This is a genomic window from Phycisphaerae bacterium, assembly GCA_035384605.1.
Taxonomy (GTDB): Bacteria; Planctomycetota; Phycisphaerae; order UBA1845; family PWPN01; genus JAUCQB01.
The window spans coordinates 1-22037 of sequence record DAOOIV010000090.1 but is presented as its reverse complement, the minus strand read 5'-3'; the positions used below and the strand labels follow the sequence as shown (position 1 = coordinate 22037).

At 62.9% G+C, this 22037-nt stretch carries 10 protein-coding genes; 7 read left to right on the top strand and 3 right to left on the bottom strand.

All coding sequences use genetic code 11. The annotated features are described in order from the left end of the window. Both PLL20_16635 and PLL20_16630 read right to left on the bottom strand, forming a co-directional pair. Positions 1–1022: M20/M25/M40 family metallo-hydrolase (locus PLL20_16635; protein ID HPD31621.1), on the bottom strand; the 1022-nt coding region annotated here is incomplete at its 3' end. 159 nt (positions 1023–1181) lie between these two features. Further along, positions 1182–5996 (bottom strand): lamin tail domain-containing protein, encoded by a 4815-nt coding sequence (locus tag PLL20_16630; GenBank protein ID HPD31620.1) that lies wholly within the window; start codon positions 5994–5996, stop codon positions 1182–1184. 271 nt (positions 5997–6267) lie between these two features. Between PLL20_16630 and PLL20_16625 the strand changes: the two genes are divergently transcribed. From PLL20_16625 to PLL20_16610, 4 genes are all read left to right on the top strand, one after another. Next, on the top strand, positions 6268–7119 hold the full coding sequence (locus PLL20_16625; protein HPD31619.1) for a CAAX prenyl protease-related protein: 852 nt from the start codon (positions 6268–6270) through the stop codon (positions 7117–7119). 129 nt (positions 7120–7248) lie between these two features. Beyond that, positions 7249–7530, top strand: a complete 282-nt coding sequence (locus tag PLL20_16620) for a DUF2007 domain-containing protein (GenBank protein ID HPD31618.1) — start codon at positions 7249–7251, stop codon at positions 7528–7530. A 41-nt stretch (positions 7531–7571) separates the two neighbouring features. Next, positions 7572–8492 (top strand): prepilin-type N-terminal cleavage/methylation domain-containing protein, encoded by a 921-nt coding sequence (locus PLL20_16615; protein ID HPD31617.1) that lies wholly within the window; start codon positions 7572–7574, stop codon positions 8490–8492. A 472-nt stretch (positions 8493–8964) separates the two neighbouring features. Next, positions 8965–10302 carry a hypothetical protein gene (locus tag PLL20_16610; GenBank protein ID HPD31616.1) on the top strand — a complete coding sequence of 446 codons (1338 nt, stop codon included), beginning with the start codon at positions 8965–8967 and terminating at the stop codon, positions 10300–10302. Between the two features lie 43 nt (positions 10303–10345). Here the strand turns inward: PLL20_16610 and PLL20_16605 are convergent, their stop codons facing one another. Beyond that, positions 10346–12079: a hypothetical protein gene (locus PLL20_16605; protein ID HPD31615.1), complete on the bottom strand. Its 1734-nt coding sequence runs from the start codon at positions 12077–12079 to the stop codon at positions 10346–10348. A 364-nt stretch (positions 12080–12443) separates the two neighbouring features. Between PLL20_16605 and PLL20_16600 the strand changes: the two genes are divergently transcribed. The 3 genes from PLL20_16600 to PLL20_16590 all read left to right on the top strand — a co-directional run. Next, positions 12444–20564 carry a hypothetical protein gene (locus PLL20_16600; GenBank protein HPD31614.1) on the top strand — a complete coding sequence of 2707 codons (8121 nt, stop codon included), beginning with the start codon at positions 12444–12446 and terminating at the stop codon, positions 20562–20564. 29 nt (positions 20565–20593) lie between these two features. Continuing rightward, positions 20594–21775, top strand: a complete 1182-nt coding sequence (locus PLL20_16595) for a tetratricopeptide repeat protein (protein ID HPD31613.1) — start codon at positions 20594–20596, stop codon at positions 21773–21775. A 51-nt stretch (positions 21776–21826) separates the two neighbouring features. Then, on the top strand, positions 21827–22037 hold a 211-nt coding region (locus PLL20_16590), incomplete at its 3' end, for a hypothetical protein (protein HPD31612.1).

Below are 22037 nucleotides of genomic sequence, written 5' to 3'. Positions count from 1 at the left end.
CCCGCCGTTGCCAGGGCGACGAACCAGCAGATGAGTCGGTCGAAATCCTTGAGATCGATGTACTCAGGGGCGATGCGGCCGGTGCGGTGGTCCATGTTGTGATAGTTGCCCAGGGGCAGGCTCAGGCCGGTGGTCTGGTGGCCGTACTCGAGGTAGGCGGAGGATTCACAAGCCCCGCCGTCAAGGAGCTTTCGCTGAAAGGCGAAATCGGGGGTTGTGCGGGATAGGGTCTCGGCCACCTGGCGGCACCATGCGACCATAGCGTTGTCGAAGACCGACATGCGGTCGCCCACGCGGACAACGGGACCGGCACCCATCTCCACGCCGGGTTGGGCTGGACTGCATTCCACGGACAACACGGGAACCTTTTTCGGCAGCAGCCTGCTGTGGCACGCGGCGATGGCACCTGCGAAGCCCACCTCTTCGGCACGGGTGAGCAGCAGACCCACGTGAACCGGTTTGTCGAGGTCGTTCAGGATGTCGAGTGCGGCCAAGGTTGCGGCCACGCCGGCAATGTCATCACAGGCGCGGGCAAACAGGCGGGACCCACGAATCGTCGGATTGGGCAGGTCCCACATGCCGACGGCTTCAGCGGCGACGGGTCGGGACATCGAGACGACGGCCGTGGAAACGCGCTGCCGGCCCATGACGTTGGTCACCTCGTAGGACTCGATTTTTCCGCGGACCCACCGGTGATTAGTGTGGAACCGTACGCGGGCCTCGCGGAAGAAATCCGGCTGGACGCCGCCGTGCCACCTTGCTTCAAGGCGGTTGTTGTCCAGCATTCGGACGGCGGCAAAGCCGGGATGATCCATGTGCGCCGAGAGAAACCAGTCCGGTGTGGAGCCTCGACCGCCGCGGCGGAGATCGAGGCGGAGATTCCCGTAGACGTCGGTGTTCAGACTGATACCTGGCCGTCCGGCGGCCCATCCGCGGATGTAGGCGATCACGGCGTGTTCGTGAAAGGGCGATGTTGGCAAGGACAACAAATCCAGCAGCAGGCGGCGATGAGCCTCTCGCATGTCCAGCAGCCTATGCAGTGATGCACCGGCGGGCAAGCCGCCGGGGGCAGGCGACGAGTGGGATGGTCTGCGTTCATTCCTCCCGCACCTCGAAAACGAGGCGGGGTCCCCCCGGCTTGATTACCGTCGCCAAACCAAAAGGGAACCCGCAAAGGCGGCTCAGTCGTCGCAGGCGGGGTCGGGGCTGACGCCCTGGCCGCTGTAACATCGCTGCAGAATGCCGAAATCCTCCTGGTCGACGTCGTTGTCGCCGCTGAAATCGGCCTTCAGGCAATTCGGATCAGCGGGGGCAACCATTGGACCGCCGAGGCAGGACCGAAAGATCGCGAAATCACTGGCGTCGACGTCGTTGTCAGCGTCGAGGTCGGGGCCGTTTGGGGCCGCGACTTGAATGTAGGCCGTCCGGGTCAACGATGCCGGTTTGCCGAGACCGCCGCCCACGGTCAGAGTGACGTCATAGGTTCCGGGAATCATGTAGACGTGCGTCGGATGCCTGAGCCGGCTCGTCGCCGCGTCGCCGAAACTCCAGCTCCACGAAGTGACGGGACCGACGGACTGGTCGGTGAATACGACCGTCAACGGAGCGGTTCCAGTGAGAACCGACGCGGAGAAGGCGGCAGTCCGTGTTCCGAGGCCCCAGGCGACGGCGTTTTCAAGTATCTTTTTGCCGGTGGGGTTGGTAACCAGCCACGTATCGTCGTACAGGTAAAGTGACGCCCGTTTTCCGGCCGCCACGCCGCCATCGAGCAATTCCGCGCCCGGCTCGGCCACGATGACCATGCGTTGACTCGCGTCACTGTAATGCCTGGCCAGGACCTGCGCGCCCGAAGCGATGGGGCCTGTGCTTCGGCTGAAGTCGGTTCCCGAGGCGGTCACAGTAATACCGCCGCCAGGCAAACCGGCCATGACCGGGTGCGCGTTGTTCACCACGTAGATGCGCGTGGAACTCGTGGTGATGCCGGGGCCGTCGGCCAGTGCCTCGCGTCCGTTGATGCCCAGCGAGCCTTCCCAGTAAATGAACGGCACCGTCTGGTGGCGGAACTCGCCGCCCACATTGGCTGACAGGATCGTCGAGGACGCGAGTACGACGTCGTATTCAGCGGCGATCTGAGCGGCGGTCGGACGGTTGCCCGGTTCGTCGTCATAAAGGTCGACGCGAAGGTCGAACGACTCGAGATGCCGCTTGATCGAGTCGTCGGCGACCGTTGCCGGGACCTGGCCAACCAGGAAAGCGACCTTGGGCGGATGAAATGCGCTGATGTAGCCGGTCTTGGTCAGGATGGATGGACCTTGCGTGCCCGTCACCGTCAAGCGGACGTCGAAGGCACCTTCGACGGTGTAGGTATGCACCGGGTTACGTTCGCTGCCGGTCCGGCCGTCTCCAAAGTCCCATATCCAGGAGCCGGCGCCCTGCACGGTTGAGCAATCGGTGAAACTGACGGTGAGCGGCGGCGCTCCCTTGGTAACATCAGCAGTGAACTCAACCGTATCAGGCGGAGTCTGTACGAGGATGTAGTTAAGACGCTCGAAGGACAACGGCCCGCCGGGGGTGGTAATCGTCAGTCGCACCGTGTAGGTGCCGTCCTGCACGTAGACGTGGGTCGGGTGCTGCTCGGGGCTGGTATGACCGTCGCCGAACTCCCAGTACCAGGCGGTGATATCCGAAGCCCGCGACTCGTCGGTGAACTGAACGGTCAGCGGCGGCGCTCCGCTGGTAACATCCGCGCTGAAGTAAACGTCGTTCACCACGCCGTTGGTATAGGTGATGTCGATGGTTCGACGGTCGATCTCGCTGCCGTCATCATTCAGGGTGCGAACCAGGATGGTGTTGTACATGTAGACCAACGTCAGGTCTTTCCGCCACTCAGTGACTGAGCCGTCAACCCAGCGATAACCGGTTTCCGAGCCGGCGATTTCGACGCGCGGGGCGCTGATCGGGGCGGTGCCGGCGAGGGTCAGATTCGGGTTACTCGTGGTGATCGGCTGGCCGTTGTTGGTGGTGATGGCCAAGCCGGCCGAGGGCAGGTTCGCGCGAAGCAGCGAGTTGCGGCCGGACAGGCGCGTGCTCCACTGGTTGACACCGTTCGTGAAAGCGATCCAGTTGTCGCCGGACCCGAGCACCGGATCGAGATCGACGTCGTTGTAGATCAGGCGATGGTAATAGTGGGCTTCAGGCATGATCCGGTTTTCGCGGTAGACGCCGTTGGTCAGATTCACCGCCCGCCAGACGCCGTGCAGGTATTCACGGACCAGGGGTTCGCAATCGTAGTAGCGATTGACATCGGGATACGCGGAGTTGAAGAACAGAGCGTTGTCCCACATCGTGTCCCAATAGGTGTCGTCAAAGTCGTAGAGGATATGCATGAAGCGGTTGTCGGAGAATCGGCGGTAGAGGCGGTAGTTCTGGTTGTGGATGTGCCACGGAGAGTCGATCAGACAGGTCACGCCCCAGACGGCAAAGCTCCGGCCCCAGTTGACGACATCGATGACCCGTCGCATCTCCGCTTCGTACGTAGCCTCCGGCTCATTTGAGGTGATGTCGCCCAACTCATCCAGATCGCTCCAGTCGTTGAGCCATTCGTTGGTTTCCTTCTGGTAAATGCCGTGGTTTTCATTCCAGGCCGTCGCGGTTTGCCATCCTGCGGTGGCCTTATAGAGGTTGCCGTCGTAGTCGGTCGGCAGGTGTCGTTCCAGAAAGTCGTCCTGGCCTCGGGAATCAGTGTACAGGTGCACCCCTGCATAGCTGTTGCGGTAGCGGGTGTGAACATACTCGCTTCGCGCCCACGGCAGGCCCATGTACTTTACCAAGTGGTTGACGATCTGGTTGCGGAGGAAGCTGCGATCGTTCTTCTCATGGTTGAGATCGAAGCGATCTGCGCCGCGGAAGCGGTAACCGGGGGGCAGGTAGATCTTGTACGAGTATTTGGGGCCGCAGCGGGCTCCGCTTCTGCGACGGATCTGCGAGTTGTAGTAAGCCTTGTTGCCGTAGATGAAGGTGCAATCGAATCGTGTGTCATCCGGAGGGTAGGCATTGCAGTTCGATGAACTGAGCAGCCCCGCGTGGTTCTCATCGGTGATGACAATCCGGAAGACGTTGAGATTCGAGTCCGGCACCGGGTTGTTTTGGACGATGTACAAGCACGTTTTGCCGGGTGCCGCGTCGGGGAACTTGCGGTTGCCGCCAGCGGCGTTGGCCTGGATGTAGAACTCCACGATGGTGCCGTCGGTTCGTGCCGGGATCGTTCCGCCGTAGATGCCGTCGGCGGCCAGCCGATCTCCATGCAGGCCGTCGTCGTGCATGGTGACGGCGGTGAAAGAGCCGTCCGCATCTCGCTTGTGATAGAGGGTCACGGAGGTCAGGTTGCCGGCCCCGACGCGTGCCGTGACGGTCACTTCCTGGCTTGCTGTGGGAACCAATGGTGCATGTTCGACCTCATCGATTGAGGCCGGCGGGTCCGGGATGTAGCGGCTGTTCGGTTGACCGGGGGTGCCATTGCCGAGGCTGGCGCGCCAGGCGCCCGGCAGGCGGTTGTCCATGTCGTAATTGACCAGTTCAAGAGAGGCTCCGCAACCGTCGGGGCCGACCGGGGCGACGCAACCGTCGGGTGTGGTGGGCCAGAGTCCTTCCTGGCGATACTCGACGAAATCGACGCGGTTTCTGAGGTTGTCCTGGAGTTCGATCTCGTCCGAGAAGTTGGACAGCTTCTTGCCATAAGGCCCAAGCACGCCGGTGATGCCGTAGGTGCTTTGAAGCGAAGCCGGGTTGTAGGCCACGACCAGGTAGCCGTACGCGGGGATGAAGGTGCCGGGCGCGAAGGTGTACTCAATCGCCCGGTTGAGTCGCCAACCACTCAGGTCAACGGCCGTGCCGGAGGTGTTGTACAACTCCACGTACTCGGTCCCCGGGTCAGCCAAGCTGTCGCCGGGCGGGTGATACATGATCTCGTTGATGACCACGGGGGACGGAGGCGGCGGCTGATTGGCATAACCGGGCGTCGGCAGGACCATTTTGTACCAGCTCTTATCGCCGTCGGGATATCGCCCTTCGGAGGCACCCTCGATCGGCTGGTTTCCGAAGTTGTAGCCGTCGATCCAGGTGATGCCGTCCGAGGCGACGAGATAGATCTGTTCCCCGTCGGTCTTGAGGCCGAAGGTGGCCCAGTCCGCCTCCGTTGAGACCCAGTATCCCTTGGGTTGTATGACGGTCGTTCCTGCCGACCATGAAGCGGAGATGCGGGCCTTCGTCGGCAGCCTGGGGTTGTCGGTCAGATAACAGTTGTTCAAATCGACCGCGGCGTTGCCGTAGTTGTACAACTCGATCCAATCGCCCGAGCCGGCCGAGTTGGCCACGAATTCGTTGATCACCACGGTCATCGGCGGATTGCCGGGGGAATTGGCCATTCCGGGCGAGCCCTGGATGCGCGAAGAGGGCTGCCAGAACCGTCCTACGTTGCCGTTCTTACTCAAATCGATCAGCTCGATGGATCGGCCGTCATCGTCTCCACCGGTCGGCCAGGGGGCTTCATCGTCGTACTCGAGCTCGCATACCAAACCGTCATCCGCATTGCGCAGTTCGATTCGCTCGCCGTCGTTGTCGAGCTGACCCTCGTAAGGTCCGAGAACTCCGGTGATTCCGTACTGTGTCTGGGCTGAGGCCGGGTCCTTGGCGATGATCAGCCGGGCACCGGGGGCAATCAGGGTTCCCCCTGGGAAGGTGTAGCGGACGCCGTCGGCGATCTTCCAGCCGCCCAGGTCCACCGTCTGTGTCCCGCGATTGGTGATCTCGATATACTCGTTTTCGACGCTCTGGCCGCCAACGGATATCGTTCCCGGGGGGTTGTACATCAGCTCGCTGATGACCACGTCGAGGTAGGGCTCGGCGGCACCTGCCGTGCCGCCGGTAATAGCGGATATATGAAATGAGGCCAGAAAGGCCAGGAAAAGAGTACGCGTACAGGGTATTGCCCGAGACATTCGTTAACCTCCTGGTTTGCCCGGCGCGGGGCCGGCGGAGACTCCGCTCCCGGGTAGTATACCATAGAGGCCCGCCTGGTTTCCTGGTCTGGAGGTGTTGACCTTATACTTACCGGTCGGGCGCCGGGCAGAGCGGGCGACACGGGCGTTGCTCGTCCCTTGTGTCGGGACGGGTATTCTTTCCGGGCGCATGTTTCCGGCTCACAATGCGTTTTGGCTGCGGCCCGCAAGGATGCGGTTTGCCTTGGAAGCAGATTGACCGGAGAAGTCTATGGGAATTGAGCCACAGAATCGCATGGAGACAACCTCGCCGCAGGAACCGGCCGAAGTCGTGCCACCTCTCTGCCAAAGACCTAAGAGGGCCGGAGCTGAGGAGGGAGGCACCGGGGAGGTTCCTCTGTTTGCGGGTGAACCTGCCTGGCTCACGGAGTTGGCCCGCCGCCGCCCCGACTTCGTTTTCATGGCTCCCTACCTGGCATATCTGCTGCTTCTGCCTCTGAAGGATTGGGTTCCGGCCGCTTATGTGCCCTGGGCCACCGCAGCCCGGGGCATTTTGGGGCTGGCGGTGTTCTGGTTTCTCCGTCGCCACTTTCCGCCGCTGGGTAAGCCCCATTGGCCGATTGCGATCACGGCGGGCGTGCTGACCGTGGTGCTCTGGGTCGGCGGCGAGCACCTGCTGAACCGGGTTTACATCGGCAACTTCCATGTTGGTGGGCGGCTCTTCGTGTTTCCGGGCGTTTTCGAGGTCAAAGACCCGCGCGAGGGCCTGACCGCGCTCTCATGGGCGTCGCAGGTGGTGTTGCGCCTTGCGGTTGCGACGATCACAGTGCCGATCGTTGAAGAGATCTTCTGGCGCGGCTTCCTGCTTCGGGCTTTCATCAACTGGGACCGCTTCGAGCGGGTGCCGCTGGGCGCATTTGCCTGGCGGGCTTTTATCGGGACGGCCTTGCTGTCGTGCCTTCAGCATCCCGACAACTGGGTCGTCAGCATTCTTTGCTGGCTGGCCTGGAACGGGCTGATGTACTGGAAAAAGAGCCTGCTGTGCCTGATGATCACACACGGGATCACCAATCTGGTGCTGTACCTCTACGTGATCCGGGCGGGCGACTGGCAGTTCTGGTGAGAACAGGCTCAGCAAGGCTTCACCGGTGGCTTTCATTGAAAGGACGCGGAAATCATACGCGGCTCGGACGGATTGCTCGTTCCGGATTTCGATTGACACGCGGAGGACCGAAGAACGAGAATAGGAGACATGGAGTGCGTCTCCGCATCTCAGGACCGGGCCGCGATCGTCATTGTTCGCGAGTTGCTCGCGAATGAAGGCATAGAGACTGTTGTTCAGAATGAGAACCTGTCCGCCATCTGCGGGGAGGTTGCGTTCATGCGCGCGATGCCCGAGGTTTGCGTTTCGCGTGATCAGGACGCGGTACGCGCAGGGGCCGTCGTGGAGCGGTTCGAGTCGGGGAACGCGCGGGATCAGGGTCACAGGGAGCCGTGGCGATGTCCCCGTTGCGGCGAGACGATTGAAGGGTAGTTCACCGCCTGCCGGAAATGTGGTACACAGATGGAGACCGCATGATCAGGCGAGGTGAGAACATGTGCTCCAGATCCAGGAATGCGTTCACGCTGATCGAAATGCTGGTCGTGGCGGCCATCCTCGCTCTTTTGATTGCCATCCTGTTGCCCTCGCTGAACCGGGCCAGACAGGTGGCCAAAATCACGGTGTGCAAGACGAACCTGGACACCATGTACAAGGGGCACGCCTTCTACGCGATTGACCATAAGCAGCATTTCCCGGACCCGGACTGGTGGTTGTGGGACGGCATCGGCGGCGAGATGGTGAATTGGTTTCCGAACCTGTACAAGGGCGGGTCGCGGCCCGCGGACTCCGCCCAATGGGTCCGGTTCGGCCACATTTTCAAATACGTGAAGAACGCCCAAGCTTACTTCTGCCCGGACGATACGCTCACTCGCAGGGCCGCGTCGATCGGCAGCGGCCAGACGGTCGGCGGAGCGTTCCGGGGCAACAAGCCGATTCACAGTTATGTGCGTTTGATTCATCCTCACCAGTTCTATGCCGCGCACATCGGATCGATCGCCGACAAGATCGACAATGGTTCGCTCCCGGCGATGTACCGCTCGGATTTCATCGATCCGGATCGGCTCCCCAAGAGCTGGACCTACGGCGGCAAGCGCCTGAATGCCACGCCGAGTCGGCTCGCCATGATGTACGAGGAGTTCCAGAACTACGATGATCCCGCCACCTGGGCGCCCAGTCCTCCCAACCTGGAGAACATGCTCAACGACGGATACAGCGGCTTCATTGACGGCGATATGGGACTGACCTGGAGGGATTATATCAGCGTCTGGCACCAGAATCGCTCACATCTTGTCTACTTTGACGGACACGCCAGCCTGGTGGATGCGATCAAGTTCAACAAGAAAGAAAACAAGTGCAGGTACGCCGAGTGGCTGGCCGCAGGCGGGCCCATGTAGCATGCCGAGAGTGGATGACCGCGCTACTGCCCTTTTCAGTTGCGGGCTTTCGCCTGCTCAAGAAATGCCACGGGCGGCTTACGCGGCGATGGACAACTGACGCAGCGAAGACAGCACTACGTCGCGGGGGCGAGGAAACGAGCATCATGGTGTGACAGGCCGCCATTGCTTGGATGGAACAGGTCATTCGGGTAGGATTCGCGATCGAAGTCCGGCCAACGGGACGTCCTTTCCTCGGCAGTTCCGGAGTTCCGAGTTGGCAGGCGCCCGGTCTTGCGCGGCCTGCGGCCGGATTCCCGGCAGGCAAGGGCGATCGTGCATTCTCCAGGACAACCATGCATCTACGGAGGAACTGCTCATGTGTATGCATTGCACTCGTCGGGAGCTACTCGAGGCAGGTGTAGGAAGCGGGATCGCGTTGGCGGCAGGTCGCTTGGCGGCCGGGGCCGAGGCGTCGGGAACGCCGTCATCGGTGAGATCGAAGGTCCGGATCTGCGTAGTGATTGCGGGTACTCCGGCGGATCGCAGTTGGGGCAGCTCGGAAACAGAGATCGCGGCGGTGCGGAAGCGCCTGGCCGAGGCGGAGGCGAATCTTGGCAACGTGGAGTTCGTCATCGGTCAGGCGAGCACCGTTGAAGAGACCACTCAGTTGCTGGCCAAATCAGGTCCGGACGCTCCCGTGCTGGCGGTCAGCGCGGACATCTTTGGGCTGAGCAGGGGCGTGATGCCCACGGTCTTCAAGGAAGGCCGGCCCGTGGCCGTCTTTCATGTGCCCGTTACGGGCGGGCACGACTGGTGCCTGGTGAACCCCTGGCGCGAGGAAGGGCACCGGATCACGCTGTTCAACAGCAGCGATTACGACGATCTGGAGCGGGCGGCGGCGTTGCTGAGGGTGATCCCGTTGTTGCGGCAAAGCCGGGTGCTCGCTTCTCCGCCGTTCAAGGGAACGCCCGCCTCCCACGACCCGGAACAAGTGAAATCGCGGCTGGGAGTGGAAATCGTGGCCATTGCCGACGGACGTTACGACGAGGTCATGGCCGGGGTGGATGCTGCCGCAACGGAAAAAGAGGCCCAGCGATGGCTGGACGAGGCAAAGGGTATGGTCGAGCCGACGCGCGAAGACGTCCTGAAGGCCGCGCGGGCGAGTTTGACGCTTGATCAACTCATCGCCGAAAGCCGGGCCGACGGGCTGTGCGTCGGGACATGCATGGGCTGGTTGCCGAGAGGTTTTCCATGCCTGGGGTTTTCACGGCTGAACGATCGTGGGATCCCGGCCGCGTGCGACGGGGACATGGACTGTCTGCTGACCATGCTGATCTTCCGGTACGCGTTGAACCGGGCCGGGTTCCTGGGCAACGCGGGAGGCGTCGACACAGCCAGAAATGTCTTTCACCTTTCCCACTGCTCGGCCCCGCTGAGGATGGAGGGACCCGAGAGTCCGGCCGCACCCTACCTGATACGTCGGCACGCCGAGGTCCGCGGTGGAGCGGTTCCCGAGGTCCATTATCGCATCGGCCAGGAAGTCACGTTCACCAAGCTGGTCCACCTCGACACGCTGCTGCTGTTCACGGGGAAGATTGTCGAGGTTCCCGAAGTCCCCAAGGGCACCGAGCGAGGCTGCCGGACGGAACTCGTCGCCGAGGTCAAAGATGCGGACAAGCTGCTGGCCAATTGGGGCGGCGGGGCGCTGGGGGCTAGCGTCAAGGATTACTATGCCTCGCTGCACCGAGTGGCCTACTACGGCAACCACACCCGGACCATCCGTCACCTGGCCCACCTGATGGGGCTCAAGGTTGTGGAGGAGGTCTGATCATCGCAAGCAGTACGGACGACGCTCTTGGCAGGTGCGAAGGCTACGGGCGGGTGGTCGGTCGGGGCCGACGGCGGGCGAGGGCTGCGATCATGTCGTCGGACAGGGCGGCGCGGTAGAAAAGAACGTCCGCCATGCGGCCGCGGAAGTAGTCGTGTGAGCCCAGTCCAATTCGTAAGGGCGAATTATTGCTCAGGTCGAAATCGTCGAGCCTGAAAGGTTCGGATCGGGAGACGAGCGAGCCATCGACATGGAGTCGAAGCCGGTTCTCGTCGCGGACAGCGGCAACGTGGTGCCAACCGGGGGGCAATTCGTGATCGCAGGTGGCGTTGCGGCCGGCCTCAAAGCACCAGACATGGCCGGAGGGCATCGTGCCGGCAAAAAGCTTGCCTTTGAAAACGGCCATCGACCAGACGCGACGGTAGCGTACGTCGGCCGTGAGATCGAGGCGCCCGGTCTCGGTCCATGTCCGGCCGCCATCGTAACGATAAACCTTGGCCAGCGGCAGGGAGCCGGCGTACAGCTTGCCGTTGTAAACGACCATGGCCATGGTCTCGCTCTCTTCGTCAAGCCGGCCCTGGCAGGCCCACTGATCCGCCTCATCGAGGCAGTAGACAGTTGCTCTGGGCCACGTTGCGAGCATGAGCCGGCCTTCGTACGGCATGAAGCCGTAGGTCTGGCTCGTGTCGGGCGGGGCGCCGAGGTCCTGCCAGCCGCGGGTGGGGTTCCAGCGGGCCACGCGGCCGGGCGCGTCGTAAGAAGTCGTGTAGAGATCGCCGTTGTAGACGCCCAAGACCTCCACGCGGCAGCCCGGGTGTCCCACATACTTCCAGCCTGATCCACCTTGGTACTCGTAAAGGCCCTTGCCTGCGGCGTACATGCTGGAGGCGTAGAGCTTGCCGCAGTAGACGGCCAGACTGTGGACCGTGTCCGCCTTGCCGGTGTGGGGGTTCTCGAGTTGGCCGCAGTACGTCCATTTGCCTGGACCGTCATAGCGATAGACCTTGCCGCCGGGATTCTTGTTGGGCGAAGAGGGCAACGACGAACCGGCGGAGTCGTAGCGGGCGGTGCCGGCATAGAGTCTGTCTTCGAAGACGGCGAGCGCGGTGACTGCGTTGGCCGCGTCGGGCGAGCCGCAGTCTTCCCAGTTCGTGCCGCCGGTGTAGCGGTAGACATGACCAGCCTGGTCGGCTTCGAGTTCGAACGTCGCGGCGTAAAGGTCGTCTCGCCAGACACAGAATGTCCAGAGCATCTTGCAGTTGCCGGGGCGACCGCAGTCGGTCCACTGTTGGGAGATCTTCGCGTCGTCGATGCCGAAGGCCAGGTTGCGCCAGTTGGGCTGGCCGGAAGTGACGCCTGGGTAGTTCATGATACTGAGTGTGAAACCCTTGCGAGCCGAGGGATCGAACTTGCCGGCGATGTCGCCGAGGGTGTCGTCAAGGTCTGTCTCGGTGTAGACCCAGGCGGTGAGCGTAAAGGGACCTGTGCCGGGCGCGAGGTCGGGATGATTCGGGATCTCAATGAAGCCGTCGCGGCCGTTGAATTCGGCTGACCCGTCCGCGTTCCAGGTGATGTTGTGGGCGAGACCCTCGTGCCCCCGGCCGGTGGCGTCGCGGACGTCGGCGGTGAGCGGCCAGTGAGCGACCGCCGCGGGCTGGGCCGGCAAAGCCTTTGCGCCGCCGTATTGGAGATCATGCGGAGACTGCCGGGTTTGCCCGTCGGCGCCCGTCTGCCGCAAAACAAGAGGCTTCGAACCGAGGATCGTGTCGCAGGTCATCGGCTTGGACTTCGGTACCGACTTGGGAGAACGATCATTTTCGCCGACAGCGGGGCAGTTCCCAAGCTGCATTGGCAACGGATTGTTGTGCAGGCCTGAGGTCGCAGGAATCGACTTTGCCAGTCGCCACAATCCGGGCCGTGTGCAAACGTACGAGCCCACGGAAGCGACGATACTGACGGCAATCACCATGTAAGTGTCTTTGACGTGCATACTGCGACAATAGACGCAAGCCCGGAAGAACGTCAAGGAGCAATGTACACCGGCTTGCCAGGCTGGCCGACGCGGGCTGCTTCGGTTATCATTTGCAGTCGTCTGCACGACCCCATCTTGTACCGGAGCACATCCGGGAGGCGATTAGATCATGTCGATAGCCCAACGGCGACACGCTGCCCTGCTTCCGTTTCTTGCCCTTTTCGAACAACGACGGTGTCCGTCCTGCCCGATTCTCTTCGGCACGCTCGTCTGGCTTGCCGGATGGATCGCGGTGGTCCCGGCCGCGGACCCAACCACACCCGGCGAAACGCCTCCGCCCGCGGCAGCAGCATCGCCTGATCCGGGGGCCGCTGAGCCCGGCCGCGAGGGGGTCCCGGACCCGGTGCTGCAGTTGGGCAGCGTTTCGGTGCCCCTGTCCGCACGGGTCAGCGAACTGCCCCGCGAGACGACAACCGACAACCAGCCGAGGTGGAAAACCCTCGACTGGGCGATTCGGGCCTTCACGGACTTTGTCAACTCCGAATGGAACTACGGCACGCAGGCCGACCAGGACCGGAAGATCCTGGATCAGCTCGACCGGGAAGTAGACGCGGAGACCACGCGGCTTCGAGAGGAATACAAGCAGAAGCTGATCGACGAATGGCGAGCGGTCACCAAAGACACGACGCGCAGCCCTCCCGACGAGTTGCTCAAACAGGCCGAGAAGGCCACCCTCCTGCAAATCCCGGGCAACATTCGCACCGCCGACAGATTTCACAAGCTGCTGGTCACCATCTATGAGGACGGCGGCCAGAAGCGGGTCAAGTATCTCGTCGACCGTGGAGCCATCTCTCAGAAACTCGGTGAGCTGCTCAATCGCGTTCGGTTCGAAGCTTACACTGCGGCCATGTATGACGTGGCCAAGGAGTACCACGGCGGCGACGTGTCGGTGTTCTGGTTCAGCTTTCCCAAGCTGATTTCCAGCGATATCGACCACACGGTCGTCGGTGTGAAATTCCCCGACGGGACGATCATCCCCGCCGCCAAGGTGATCGACCGGTTCAACGCCCGCTTCGAAGTGCATCTAGTTCCCCCGGACGTGGCGGACGTGATGGCTCACGATGCCAGGAACCGCCCTCCCGACCTGTTCAGCGGCATGATCGACGACGGCGGCACGTTGGAGATCCGGCTGCGGCCGGAGGCCGACGCGGCTTACTACGAAGACGCCGGCCGAGCCACCAAGAACCTTCAGCACACCAAGGACGCTTACTGGCTATTCGCACCATTCGGCACGCAGGTTGACCGCCGGTCCCTGACCGGCACCGCCGAAGAGAACTACTTCCGCATCACCGCCGAGGATGTGGGAACCCCCGACAACCCGAGATTCGTCTACCGCGAAGAGCGAGTCACGGCCCGCGAGGTGATCTACAAGAACATCCCGCCCCTGCTGAGCCAGAAGGTCGGCTTCGACACCATGGTCGGGAATTGGCTGCTGGCGACGGACCATGCGGCGGGCAAGGACCCGACGGCCGCATCGACACTGACGGAGCAGGCCAAGTATCTGCTTCGGGGCGTGACCGAGGGCATGCTGACTTCGGCGTTGGAAAACGGCAAGCCCAAGTACGACCCGTACGAGCCGCCGGACTGGGGCAAGATCCCAAATGCGGAACGTCGCCGCATGATCGATGAGATCGCCGGCCGCCAATTTCCCGACGAGGCGAGCCGGGCGCATTTTCAGGCCCTGATCGATACCGCTGACGCCCTGCGAGCCAACAAGGGAGACGCTGCCTTCGCGCCCATGATCGAGTGGTATAGGCAGCACGGTCCGGAGGCGATCCGCAAACTGCCGTCCGATGAAGCCATCCTCGTCGCGGCCAAAGAGAACTTCGGCGACCGGGCCCGGGCGGCGCTGATGCAAGGAGCCCTCGCGGTGGCCGAGGACCGCGTCCGCGCGATCATTTCGCCCGACATCCCGCTGAGCTATCAGGATCGTATCCTGAAGCTCGCCACTGAAGGCGAAGGGGACGCCAAAGTCCGGGCCAACCAGATCGTCGAGATTCTGGGAGACAAGACGGCCCGGGCCACGGTCACACGGCGTCTCAAGCACGTCTGGGCCAACCAGTTTCACCATGCTCTCAACGCGCTCGACGACGCGAATTTTGATCGGGCGGCCCAGCGCTTTGATGAAGTCATCAAGAACCTTGACGCGGGCCGTGAGGACCGGGCTTTGATGAAATCGATCATGGACAACCTTCGCACCCGGCGAACCCGTCTCCGGGCGATCCGCAGCGACTTGGAGGCTCGTCTAACCCGGATCGAGGATCCACCTCCGACTCGGATCGGCTCTGCGGACGACAACGCTGAGAGCGTCACGAACTACGTGAGGGGGCAGCAGGCTGAGCTGAAGCGTCTTATCCAGGAATTTGGATTCGACTTGCCCGATGCCCAGCTTCGCCAGCGGGTGCAGGAAGCCTTGGACGCCAAGCCGGTCTACAGACCCGTTTCGGAGCGGGTGCCGACGTTTTCGGAGCGGATCAGCAAGGTCTTTGCGCCTGATGGCGAGTTCAGCCGCCTGGGGCGAGCCATTGACACCACCGCCGGCTTGCTGGGCGAGGCGACGCGATATGCCAACTCGGAAGTGGCCACGCATTTTGGCTGGGACGTGGATGCGGAGACAGCGAGCATGTACCGCAAGGCGGGGCTTGATCCCTCCGGGTTGCCCAAGCAGTTCCAGTTCAGCACGCTCTTCAAGTCGCAGGTCAACCTGGGCACGATGGGAAGCGCCTTGACTGTCTATGAGGAATACAAGAAGGACGCCGCCGCCGATCCGGAGGCGGCGTGGGCCCGGGCCAAGGCCCGGATGCTGGTGGAGTACGCTTACGCGATACCCGTGTACGGTGACGCGGTGCAGCTTATTGATCAGGCCATGGCCGGCGACTGGTACAGCGCCGGCAGCAACATCGGCATGTTTGCGCTCACAAGGGGCTCACAGCCGTTCACCCGTTGGGCCATGACCCACGCCGGTTACGCTGAAGCCCAGGCTGCTGAGACGGCGGCCGCCGTGGGCAACGTCGTGGGCAGCTTGGCTCAAGGATGGGCGGCCTACGGCCTCGGACGACGGATCGGCGAGACCTACGTCGGCCCTGGGATCTACAAGAATGCCGCCCTTGAGTTCTATGAAGGCGTTGATCCTACGAAGGGGCCCGACTCATGGGGGGCGACGCTGGCCCAGTGGGCCGCCCGGCAGCTCAATGCCGCTGCGGACGGGCTGACCAGCCTGGAGGGCTGGTTTTTCCCGAAGGCCGCCCCCGATCTTGAAAAGACAATGGGGTGGCTGCTCACCGGCTATCCGAACAAAGCCCGTTACCGTCTCAAGCAGCTCGACCGCATCCTGGCTCTCGACCTCCGCCAGCAGACCGACAAGCCGGCCGCCCAGGCCTACGTGAAGGTTGCCGACGAGCTGATCCAGACCTACCGCAGCCGGGTAGCCAAGGCTCTCCAGGAATACAACAGCAGCAGGCGCTATTCTGAACTCCTTCACGATGACCCCTGGGTGAAGCTCACCCAGGAGACCATCGACAACGTCATCGCGAAGTTCCCCACGCTCCCCGATTTGCCGATGATGCTCGACGGCACGGGCATCGTTGGCGTCAAGGAGCTTGACGACAAACTGTGGAAGGCCGGCGTGGAGCCCCGCTCCTGGGAGCTCTACGTGCGGATGCTCCGGCCGGAGATGGTAGGTATCAATCGCTTTCCGGACGATCCGCCGGGCGGCGCGGATGCTCCGCCTCTGGACAGGTACCGCAAGGAGCTTCTCGACAAAGCCACCGACGCGTGGAAGCCGTTTCTCGAAGCCGAGCGCTACAAGGACAACCAGACCACGCCCGAATACGAAGCATTCATGAGCGCCGACCTGGCTGTCAGGGAATACCGGCTCAAGGAGCTTGACCGGATCCTGCGCGCCAAGCCGGGTGACGTGCCTGCCCTTTCTGCCTCGATGCTGAATGCCGCCCGCCGGGCACGAGATACGATTGCGGCCCAGGTCGAGCGCATTCGCGAGACGGACCGTCGAGGTTACTACGCCGACGATTTCCGCCAGTCGGCAGCAGAGATGCCGAAGAATGCCCTGCCAGTCGCTCACGACGTGTGGAGAGCCTTAAGCGAGGACGTGCGTCGGGGCGTTCTGGCCAACCGCCGCATTCTTGACGAGCTCGGCGTCAGCATGGCCGAGTACATTTTCATTGCCGAGTGGCTGCGCCCCGAGTACGCCCGGTTCGACGAGTTGCCCGACACGCCGCCGCCGGGGACGAGCATGGACGCATGGCGACAGAAGCTGATCGGCGAGGCCAGGAGCATATGGGACAAGTTCATCTGGTCGGAGCTCGATCGCCGCGGCATGAGACCGCCCGTTGATCCCAGATATGTGACACCCGTGATCCCGGCCGAAAAGATCAGCGTTCTCAAGTGGGTGCCCGGCGCCGATGCGAAGGAGAAACGCGAGAACGTTTACGCGACGTTCTTCCCCATGATCAGGGATCGCTGGATTCAGGAGGTCGGCTGGGCCAAGCTCCTTGGCCCGGGAGGCGGGCGAGGCCAGTCGAAGCTGACGCGCACCGGGCTTACCGAATTCGTCGTCAATTCACTGGGCGGGCCGCCGCCCGAGCGCAAAGCCCTGCCGCTTGAACTGGCGGTGCATCACGAGGTCGCCCGCGACTTCTTCTTTCATTACGTCGAGAACTTCGCCACGGGCGGCTACCACGACATCTATCTCAACCGCGAGACGCCGCTCCCCGGTCGGATCACCTTCGAGAACATGAGCAAGTGCGCGAACCCCTGGCTCTGGGATGTCGAGACGCGGATGTGGTTTCACCAGAGCGGCAAGTACTATTGGGCCCTGATGGAGTCCAAGGACGCCAAGGATCTGCTGGTATCGATGCTCTACAACGACTACGTCACCGGCATGACCAAGCGCCTTGCCGAGGTGGGCGGACTCCAGCAAGCCGACCTTGAGGACGACGCCAAGATCGGCCACGTTTGCCGGCGGATGTATGACAAGGTCTTGCGGAACACCGTACCGAGCAGCGACGTAACAACCTTGAGTATTGTCCAGCAGCTCTACCCCGAGAGCCGGGCCAACCCCCCGCCCGACTCCGACGACTGGATCAAGTACCAAGCCATGCCGATCACAGGCAAGGCGGTAAAGATCCGGGGCAAGCCGTTCCTCATTGTGCCCCGTCTCGACCAGGAGGTAACACTCAACCTGCATGCCGAGGTCTCTGTTCCGCGCTACGCTGCGGTGCGCCCGTTCGAGTATGAATGGGCGATTCAGGGCGCCAGCAATGCCAACATCGGCGATCGGGAGGGGGTAGGTCTGAAGCTCAGCGACCTTACCCCGGGCCAGAAAGTGAAGGTCTCGGTCAGGGTCTACGACGCGAGCGAAGCCCGCAAGGCGATTGGCTCGGATGAGATCGAAGTGACGGTCGTCGGCGGGGCGGCGCTGGTTGACAAGGTGGCCGTTTATCACACCGATGCTCCCGATGCCCCGCTGGGCGAATGGGAGGCCGAGTTGGTCGCCACGCGCATCGCTGCGGGCCACGGATACGAGCTTGAGATCGCGGGCCAGGCCTCCGACGAGTACACCGGTATTCGGCGCATCGGTGTGGGTCTGATCCCCAGGAAAGCGGTGATCGACATGCTCGGCGAGAGCTCGTGCTGGCAGCGTCATCTCATCTCCTCGGACACGCTGCTCGCCGAGCCCACGTTCTCTTCCAGCCCCGCACCGGCGCCGAGCGCGGACAACGGCGCGTCGAGCGCGGGCACGACGCCGGGCAGCGCGCCGCCGGCGGGCGGGGCGACGGCTTCCGGCGAGCCGAACGACGAACGACTCTGGCGCTCGCTGGTCGACGTCGCGACCTGGAAGACGATCGATTCTCCCGATCCGACGCAGCCCGCGAAAGAGAAGCTCCGCTGCCATGTATCGCAGGAGATCGAAACATACGTACCGTTCGTCGTGGCTGAATCGAAGGACGAGGGCATCCGCTATTTTGAGGTGGCACGGGGCACGATCGAGGTGGTGTCGGCCCCAATGCCCGAGGCTCGTTTCGCAACGGCGGTCCTCGAACGCGAGCTTGACGGCCAGAAGAGCGTAGTGAACCTGTTGAACGGCACGAGCCTGATCCGCGACACCCATATCGTTTGCCAGGGGAAGTTTGGCACCGCCAGGTTTACGGTACTCGCTTCGACGGGCGGGCCGAAGCCCGAGGTGCTCGAGGTCGGCTACATCAAAGAAGAGGAGCAGGGCCAGTACAAGGCGAGCAGTTTCCGGTCGATCACCGCCGAGGCCAAGGAGGTTTCCGCCGGCACAGGCGAGTACAGTTGCAGCGGCGAATGGAACGCGTCAAGTGCCGCGCTGGGCACTTATCTTCTCTATGCCCGCGTCAAGAACCCGGCGCCTCAGGCGGATTTCTTCAAGCTCGAGCGGCTCAGCGACGAGACCTCGGTCTGGGATCTCATCCAGGTCGAGCCGAGCCCCGACCGGGACGAGGATACCTCGACCGCGGCGAGCCGGCCCGGTGGGGCGGCCAGCCAGTCAGCGTCTCAGCCCGGCTCGCAACCCGGTGATAATGGCAGCGACGGCACCAAGCCGCCGATCGATCCTGGTCTGCTGGACGGCCTGGCTGAGCAGGCGGAGGTCCAGGCGGTTGAGTTCAAGTCGACATTCATGCTTCAGCGCATCCGCCGCGACGGCGACGTGAGGATGCCCGAGACTTTCTTCGCCCGGGCCATGGCGGTCAAGCTCATGCCGGTGGTCAAGGTCGACAATCTCTATCCCGGCATGAAGGTCCACATCGAGACCGGCTACATCGAAAAAGGCAAGATCCGCCGCCTCTTCCAGCAGATTCTCCCGATCGCCGGTGACAAACATGAGGTGAGCTCGCTCGTGCTGGACCTATCGAAGCGTGGTGAGCTTGCCCCTCGCTGGGTCGGCAAGCAGATCTTCCGCGGCGACCACGTAGCCTTCCTGCACGTGCAAGTTGTCTCCAGGACCGGGCGGTATCGTACGGAAGTCGCGAAGAACGAAATCGCATTCCAGGTCCAGGAAGAGGGTCTTGGCGCTGCTTCGTTCAAGCCGATGACGTTCTACGACGTGCGCGAGAACAACCGGATGCTCGCAGGCCAGAAGTTCTGGGACGACGCCAATCTGCGGGTCGACTCGCCGCTGGAGGTCAGTGAAGTCTACGGGCCAGAACTGATCAGCGTGACCCACCGCTTCATTTTGGCTTCGCCGAGCGGCAAGACGCTGCGGTGGCAGATCAACGACCGCATCACCGTGCCGGGAGGCGGGCCCCACAACACGGTCAAGATGCTGAGCCTCAAGCCGCCGATCGAGCGCGGCACCTGGGTCGTTCGTCACGAGGTGGTGGACGTCAAGGACGCTGACGGCATCGATGTCCTCAAGCCCGGCTCGCCCGTCTTCCAGAGCGAAGGACGATGCCAGGTCGTCGAGCCGAAGGTCCTGTTCAAGGGCCTGGAGGACTGCTACCAGATCCAGCATCCGCCGGGCAACGTGAAGGGCGCACCCGTTTACGAGTTCCTGAAGGAGACCGATCGTCCCACCGCGCGGATGGCCCTTCACGTCACCGACGTACCCGTCGACTGCAACCTGCGGGGGAGCTTGACCTGGGTGAGTCCCGATACCGGCCGGACAATCCTTCGGCTGCCTGCGGTGGTGAACATGCGGGAGAACCAGGGCAGGATCTACTTCGCGTCCTACGCCTTCAAGAGCGACGACTATGATGGGCTCTACACTGCCGAGGTCATACTGGAGTTCTATCGGGCCGGTCGTCAGCCGCGGGCCAAGTTGGATCTCAAGCCTTTGCGCTTCCGATTCAAGGGGCGCAAACGATCCGGGTCGACTCTCGAGGACATCACCGTGGCGTCGCGGCGGGTGGACTACCGCATCTGGGATAACGGTGGCCTCGAGGACGACGTGATCAACGTCTATGTGGACGGGGCCCGCGTCATCAGCGGCTGGAAGATGCCCATTGCGGGCAAGGACTTCCATCTGATGATCCCGGCCGATCGCGATGAGGTCATCTTCACGATAGAATCGGTTTCGAGTGAGGAAGGGCCGAATACGGCGGCGATCACGTTCAAGGGTGCCATCGAGATTTCCCGGCAGACCCAGAGCTGGTGGATTGACAAGCCGGGCCAAAAGGCCAGTTGCGTGATTACTTACAAACCGCCGGCGACTCAGCCGGGACAGCCGCGAGGAGGGACGAGTCCGTAAATCTGACGCTTGTCGTGGGAGGTATATCCATGCGTCGTGTGACCTGTTGCCTGATCATTCTCGGTGGCATCGTGGGCTGCGGCCCGCCCGAGGCCTTGCGCGAAATGCATGCGGCCTTTAACCAAGGACAATGGGCCGCCGTCACCGAGAAGTTCGCCGACCTCGGCCGTCCCCGCGATCTCAATGGTGTCTCGTATGCCCGCGTGGGCATTGCGGCCACCGAGGTCTACGTGAAGTCGAAGTCACCCGCCTATCTTGATCTGGCAATCGACTGCTATCAACTGGCGGCGGATCGGGATCGCTCGCTGGCGGACGGTCATCACTTCGCCCGGGGCGAGTTACTGTTGTATGCGAACAGAAAAGACGAGGCGATTGCCGCCTATCTCGACGCCCTGGCCGTCAATGCCCGTCACGTTGGCGCCGCTTGGCGGGCGGCGGTTCTGCTCACGGAGGCCAAGCGAGCGGCCGACGCATCGCGGGCGGCTCGGGGACTCCTGGCGGTGCGACGACCGGTCAACCAGCAACTGCTCCAAGGCTTGAGTGCCCTGGCCAGCGCCGAGGCATCGCTGGGTCGGCATGACGCGGCGATCAAAGTGCTGCGCCACGCGGCTTCGATCGGCCCGAGCACGTGGGGGCCGGATATACTCTACGCCCTGGCGTGTTGTTATCAGGCACAGAACGAGAATGGTCCGGCGCGCATGGCGATGCGCCGGGCGCTCGCCGCCTTGCCTGAGGGTGACTCCCGCCGGCCGCGTTTCGACAAGTACCTGGAGGATCTGGAGCGCGCATCGCGGACGGCGACCCGCGAGCCGGCCCCCGAGCCGACGATCGACACCGGCCCTCGGGTCGCGCCGCCGCCGCAGGAGCCGGCGGACTCGGCCCCCGAGCAGCCCGCTCCCGCACCGCCGCCGCTCCGGGGTCATTCGCCCGAGGCCAGAGCGGTCGAGCTAGCCGCAAAAGCCTCAGTCCTGGCCGCCGAGAATAAGGTCGAGGAGGCGATCAGTCTGCTGGAGGAAGCGGTCGGGCTCGCACCCAGGCTACCGGCGCCGCCGGCGCAGCTCGCCAACCTCTACGTGAAACAGGGCCGGTACGCCAAGGCGGTCGAGGTGCTCGAGACCGCCATCGGGCACAACCCCGACAATGTCATTCTCAAACAAATGCTCGATAAGCTTCGCAGCGCGCTGGCCGCCGAGTCGCGGCCGGGCAGGTGACGTTTCGCGTGAGGGCTTTTCGTCGAACCGAATTCATCAGGAGTGTAGGACATGGGAAAGCGGATCATTGCCAGCCTCGTAGTCATGCTCACCGGCATGCTTCTCGGCTGCCAGCAGCCGCACAACATCCGCATGCGCTTCGCCGCCATGGTGCCCGGATCGCCGGAACAACTGGTGGGCGTTGACGCGTATCATCGCATTCTGCTCTGCGACCCCGAGACGCAGGACGTCATCCGCGTGCTTGGTTCGCATCGCGGGTCGG

Coding starts and splice junctions, on each gene's coding strand:
- PLL20_16630 (HPD31620.1), bottom strand. CDS start 5,996: ATGTCTCGGGCAATACCCTGTACGCGTACTCTTTTCCTGGCCTTTCTG.
- PLL20_16625 (HPD31619.1), top strand. CDS start 6,268: ATGGGAATTGAGCCACAGAATCGCATGGAGACAACCTCGCCGCAGGAA.
- PLL20_16620 (HPD31618.1), top strand. CDS start 7,249: ATGGAGTGCGTCTCCGCATCTCAGGACCGGGCCGCGATCGTCATTGTT.
- PLL20_16615 (HPD31617.1), top strand. CDS start 7,572: ATGATCAGGCGAGGTGAGAACATGTGCTCCAGATCCAGGAATGCGTTC.
- PLL20_16605 (HPD31615.1), bottom strand. CDS start 12,079: ATGACCTGCGACACGATCCTCGGTTCGAAGCCTCTTGTTTTGCGGCAG.
- PLL20_16600 (HPD31614.1), top strand. CDS start 12,444: ATGTCGATAGCCCAACGGCGACACGCTGCCCTGCTTCCGTTTCTTGCC.
- PLL20_16595 (HPD31613.1), top strand. CDS start 20,594: ATGCGTCGTGTGACCTGTTGCCTGATCATTCTCGGTGGCATCGTGGGC.